This window comes from Martelella sp. UBA3392 (assembly GCF_002358775.1).
Classification (GTDB): Bacteria; Pseudomonadota; Alphaproteobacteria; order Rhizobiales; family Rhizobiaceae; genus Martelella; species Martelella mediterranea.
Window position 1 is genome coordinate 1 of the sequence record NZ_DEPM01000048.1, and the last position, 4,700, is coordinate 4,700.

Here is a 4,700-nt window from a genome sequence, read left to right on the forward strand (position 1 = left end):
CACCCTCACTGCCCCTTTCGGGGCATCTCTCCCGCCAGCGGGAGAGAGTATTGGGAGCAAGCTGCATCACCTCACGCAACACGCTTGCTTTTGCGAGCCCGAGGTTTTCGCAGTCCTATTCCCTCACAAATCCAGCCGCTTCCTCTGCCGTCCCGCGATGTCCTGCACGAACTGCCACGCCACGCGGCCGGAGCGGCCGCCGCGGGTGGTGGCCCAGGTCAGCGCCTCGGCGTGGAGGGTTTCGGGCGTTCCTTCGAGGTCGAAATGGGCGGCGTAGCCATCGATCATCGCCAGGTAATCGTCCTGCGAGCATTTGTGGAAGCCGAGCCAGAGGCCGAAGCGGTCCGACAGCGATACCTTTTCCTCGACCGCCTCGGACGGGTTGATCGCGGTGGAGCGCTCGTTTTCGATCATGTCGCGCGGCATCAGGTGGCGGCGGTTGGAGGTGGCGTAGAGCAGCACGTTTTCCGGCCGCCCCTCGACCCCGCCATCGAGCGCCGCCTTGAGCGATTTATAGGCGGCGTCATCGTGATCGAAGGAGAGGTCGTCCGAAAACAGCAGGAATCGGTGGGAGGATGCCTTGATGATCTCGAGCAGGTCGCCGAGCGTGCCGATATCCTCGCGGTAGAGTTCCACCAGCTTCAGCGGCAGCTTGTGTTCGGCGACGATCGCGGCGTGAACCGCCTTCACCAGCGAGGACTTGCCCATGCCGCGCGCACCCCAGAGCAGCGCATTATTGGCCGGAAAGCCCTCGGCGAAGCGCAGCGTGTTTTCAAACAGGATGTCGCGGACATGATCGACGCCGCGGATCAGCGACAGATCGACGCGGCTGGGGCTTGCTACCGGCGCGAGATAGCGCTGCTCCGGTTTCCAGACGAAGCAATCGGCGGCGTCGAGATCGCTCTCACGGTATTGCGGGCCGGCGATGCGTTCCAGCGCGTCGGCCAGCCGGGTTACCTCGGCAAGGAACCTGTCTGTGGTTTCGGTGTTCATGTTTTTCTCCCGATGCATCGTCTTTGGCCTTCAGATTTCCGGTTTCGGAGGCGGATGCAAGGTCGATTCCCGGGCAAAAAGGCCACTAAAACGCAAAAAGCATCGGTGTTTCATAGGCTATTGTTGCATTGAACGGGGCTCCGACTATATACCGGCGACACGTTTGCGGGGGTGGGCCCCGTCTTGACGCCGGGCGTGGCCCTGGTTCTGGTTTGAGGAGTTTTGGACAAGATGTTTAGCACGGCTTACGCCCAGGCAGCGGGCGCCGCAGGTCCGTTCGGATCCGGCATGGAAATGATCTTCCTGTTCGTGCCGCTGATGGCGATCTGGTATTTCCTGCTGATCCGGCCGCAGCGCCGTCAGGCCAAGAAGCGCCAGGAAACGCTCTCCGCCATTCGCCGCGGCGATCAGGTCGTCACCGGCGGCGGCATTGTCGGCAAGGTGGTCAAGGTCATTGACGACAACGAGCTTGAGGTCGAAATTGCCGACGGCGTCCGCATCCGCATCATGCGCAGCTACGTCTCGGACGTGCGCGTCAAGGGCGAGCCGGTCAAATCCGAGGACGCCAAGTCCTGATTTCATTACGGCCGAACCGCCAAAAAAAGCCCGGTTCGGCCGTAATTCTATTGCATGCCTTCGGCCCGAGCGCCGAAATTGAGGCCGCGCCTTCCAGGCTGCCGCCTGCTTCGTGAAACCGACGAACCGAGACCTTCATGCTGTATTTTTCCCGTTGGAAGACCTTCTTCATCTGGCTAGTCGTTGCGGTGGGCATCGTCATCGCTTTGCCGAATGTATTCAGCGACCAGCAATTGTCGAAGCTCCCGGGATGGATGCCCGACAGCAAGATCACGCTCGGCCTCGACCTGCAGGGCGGTTCCTACATCATGCTGCAGGTCGATCGGAATGACATCGTCACCGATCGGCTGAACACGCTGGTCGATGACGTGCGCTCCGATCTGCGCGAGGCGCAGGTGCGCTATACCGGCCTTTCCGGCACGGGCGACAGCGCCCAGGTGCGGATCACCGATCCGGCGCAGTATGTGGAAGCCGAAACCGCGCTCGAGCCGCTCGCCGAATATATCAATGCCGGCACGCTGAACGGCGGCACCTTCCAGGAAGTCAAGATGGATGATGACGGCAACGGCCTCATCCGGCTGACGCTCACGGAACAGGGCATCGATTACCGCATGCGCTCCGCCGTCGAGCAGTCGATCGAGGTGATCCGCCGCCGCGTCGACGAACTCGGCACCACCGAGCCGCTGATCCAGCGCCAGGGCGACGACCGCATCATCGTGCAGGTGCCCGGTCTTGATGATCCCCAGCGCCTGAAGGCGCTCTTGAACAAGACCGCGAAGCTGACCTTCCATATGGTCGACACCACGGTCTCTGCGCAGGACGCGATCGAGGGAAGGCCGCCAGCGGGCACCGAAGTGCTCTATTCGATGGACGATCCGCCGGTGCCTTACGTGATCGAGAAGCGCGCGCTGATCTCGGGCGAAGACCTGGTCGACGCCAAGGCCGCCTTCGACCAGCGCACCAATGAGCCGGTCGTCAACTTCCGCTTCGATTCGCGCGGCGCCCAGCGCTTCGCCCAGGCGACCCAGCAGAATGTCGGCCGGCCGTTCGCGATCGTGCTCGACGACCAGATCGTTTCCGCGCCGGTGATCAACGAGCCGATCCTTGGCGGGTCGGGACAGATTTCGGGCAACTTCACCGTTCAGGGCGCCAACGACCTCGCCGTTCTGCTGCGCGCCGGCGCGCTGCCGGCAACGCTGACGGTGGTCGAGGAACGCACGGTCGGGCCGAGCCTTGGCGCCGATTCGATCCGCGCCGGCGTCATGGCATCGGTCATCGGCGCGGCCGCCGTGGTCGTGTTCATGGTCGCTTTCTACGGCATGTTCGGTCTTGTCGCCAACATCGCGCTGGTCTTCAATATCGTTCTGCTCCTGGCGCTGCTCAGCCTTATCGGCTCGACGCTGACCCTGCCGGGGATCGCCGGTATCGTGCTGACGATCGGCATGGCGGTGGATTCCAACGTGCTGATCTACGAGCGTATCCGCGAGGAGCGTCGCAACGGCCGCAGCATCGTGCAGGCCGTCGACGCCGGCTTCTCGCGCGCCTTCGGCACCATCATCGACGCCAACCTGACGACGCTGATCGCCGCGGTCATCCTGTTCTTCCTCGGTTCGGGGCCGGTGCGCGGCTTCGCGGTGACGCTGGCGATCGGCATCATCACCACCATCTTCAGCGCTTTCTACCTGACACGCTGGATGATTGCCGAATGGGTGCGCCGCAAGCGCCCGAAGGAACTGCCGAAGGGCATCCGCACCGGCATGTTCGACGGCATCAATTTCTCGTTCATGAACTTCCGCCGGATCACCTTCATCATCTCCGTGGTGCTGGTCATCGCATCGGTCGTCGGCTTCGGCACCAAGGGCATGAATCTCGGCATCGACTTCACCGGCGGCTCGGTCGTGCAGGTGGAGGCGAAATCCGGGCCGGCGAACCTCTCCGATATCCGCACCACGCTGAACGAGTTGAATATCGGCGCGGTCCAGGCCCAGGGCTTCGGTTCCGACAAGGACGTGCTGATCCGCATCCCGGCCCAGGATGGCGGCGCGAATGCAGAGCAGAGCGCAATCTCAAAGATCCGCTCCGCGCTGGAGAGCGATTATACCTTCTCGCGCGTCGAGGTGGTGGGTCCGGTGGTCTCCGGCGAACTCAGCCGCTCGGCGACGATCGGCGTGCTCGCCTCGCTGATCGCGATCCTGATGTATATCTGGTTCCGCTTCGAATGGCAGTTCGCCGTCGGCGCGATCATCGCCACCGCCCACGACGTGATCCTGACCATCGGTATCTTCGTGCTGACGGGGGTCGAGTTCAACCTCACCAGTATCGCGGCGGTGCTGACCATCGTCGGCTATTCGCTGAACGATACCGTGGTGGTCTATGACCGGGTGCGCGAAAATCTGAGACGCTATCAGAAGATGCCGCTACCGGAGCTGATCGACATTTCGATCAACCACACGCTGTCGCGCACCATCCTGACGGCGGTGACGACGATGCTGGCGCTGGCTGCCCTCTACGTCTTCGGCGGCGAGGTGATCCGCTCCTTCACCTTCGCGATGCTGTTCGGCGTCGCGGTCGGCACCTTCTCTTCGATCTACATCGCGGCCCCCGTGCTGATCGCCTTCAAGCTGCGTCCCGATACCTTCAACAAGAAGAAGGACGAGGGCGCGCCCGAAGAGCAGGGCACGGTGGAGACGATCTGACGGCATGGCGCGCGGCATCGAAATACGCGAGGCGCATTTTCCCGGTCGCGCGCCGATCGACACCTACGGCAATGGCGGTTTTCGCTTTGCCGACATGTCGCATCGCGGCTCGCTTCTGTGCCTGCCGTCCGGCATCCACGGCTGGGATGTGATGTCACCGCAGGAAATGGCGGTCGAGACGTTCGAGCGCGTGCTGGCCGAAGCGGAAGGGATCGAGGTGCTGCTGGTGGGCACGGGGCTGGACCTGTCGCTGCTGCCGCGCCCGTTGAAGGAAGCGCTCAAGGAACGCGGCATTGTCGCCGATCCGATGAATACCGGTGCTGCGGTCCGCACCTACAATATCCTGCTGGAAGAATCCCGCGCGGTGGCCGCGGCGCTGATCGCGGTATAGTCTAAACCGGTGGCGCCCCTGATACCGGAGAAACCATTGGCCGA

General features: G+C 63.0%; 4 protein-coding genes. 3 read left to right on the forward strand and 1 reads right to left on the reverse strand.

What is annotated here, in order from left to right:
* Positions 1-123: 123 nt before the first annotated feature.
* A complete protein-coding gene (locus B4E36_RS03695; RefSeq protein ID WP_292059437.1) occupies positions 124-993 on the reverse strand; it encodes an ATP-binding protein in 870 nt (289 codons plus the stop codon).
* A 231-nt stretch (positions 994-1,224) separates the two neighbouring features.
* On the opposite strand from B4E36_RS03695, the gene yajC reads away from it, so the two are divergent.
* From yajC to B4E36_RS03710, 3 genes are all read left to right on the forward strand, one after another.
* Positions 1,225-1,569: a preprotein translocase subunit YajC gene (yajC, locus tag B4E36_RS03700; protein ID WP_018066952.1), complete on the forward strand. Its 345-nt coding sequence runs from the start codon at positions 1,225-1,227 to the stop codon at positions 1,567-1,569.
* A 137-nt stretch (positions 1,570-1,706) separates the two neighbouring features.
* Entirely contained in the window at positions 1,707-4,265 is a 2,559-nt protein-coding gene (gene secDF, locus B4E36_RS03705) for a protein translocase subunit SecDF (protein WP_292059440.1), read from the forward strand.
* 4 nt (positions 4,266-4,269) lie between these two features.
* Positions 4,270-4,656 (forward strand): Mth938-like domain-containing protein, encoded by a 387-nt coding sequence (locus B4E36_RS03710; RefSeq protein ID WP_292059443.1) that lies wholly within the window; start codon positions 4,270-4,272, stop codon positions 4,654-4,656.
* Positions 4,657-4,700 lie beyond the last annotated feature (44 nt).

What these genes read in the sequence shown, in the direction of transcription:
- B4E36_RS03695 (WP_292059437.1), bottom strand. Translation starts at nt 993, where the DNA reads ATGAACACCGAAACCACAGACAGGTTCCTTGCCGAGGTAACCCGGCTG.
- yajC (WP_018066952.1), top strand. Translation starts at nt 1,225, where the DNA reads ATGTTTAGCACGGCTTACGCCCAGGCAGCGGGCGCCGCAGGTCCGTTC.
- secDF (WP_292059440.1), top strand. Translation starts at nt 1,707, where the DNA reads ATGCTGTATTTTTCCCGTTGGAAGACCTTCTTCATCTGGCTAGTCGTT.
- B4E36_RS03710 (WP_292059443.1), top strand. Translation starts at nt 4,270, where the DNA reads ATGGCGCGCGGCATCGAAATACGCGAGGCGCATTTTCCCGGTCGCGCG.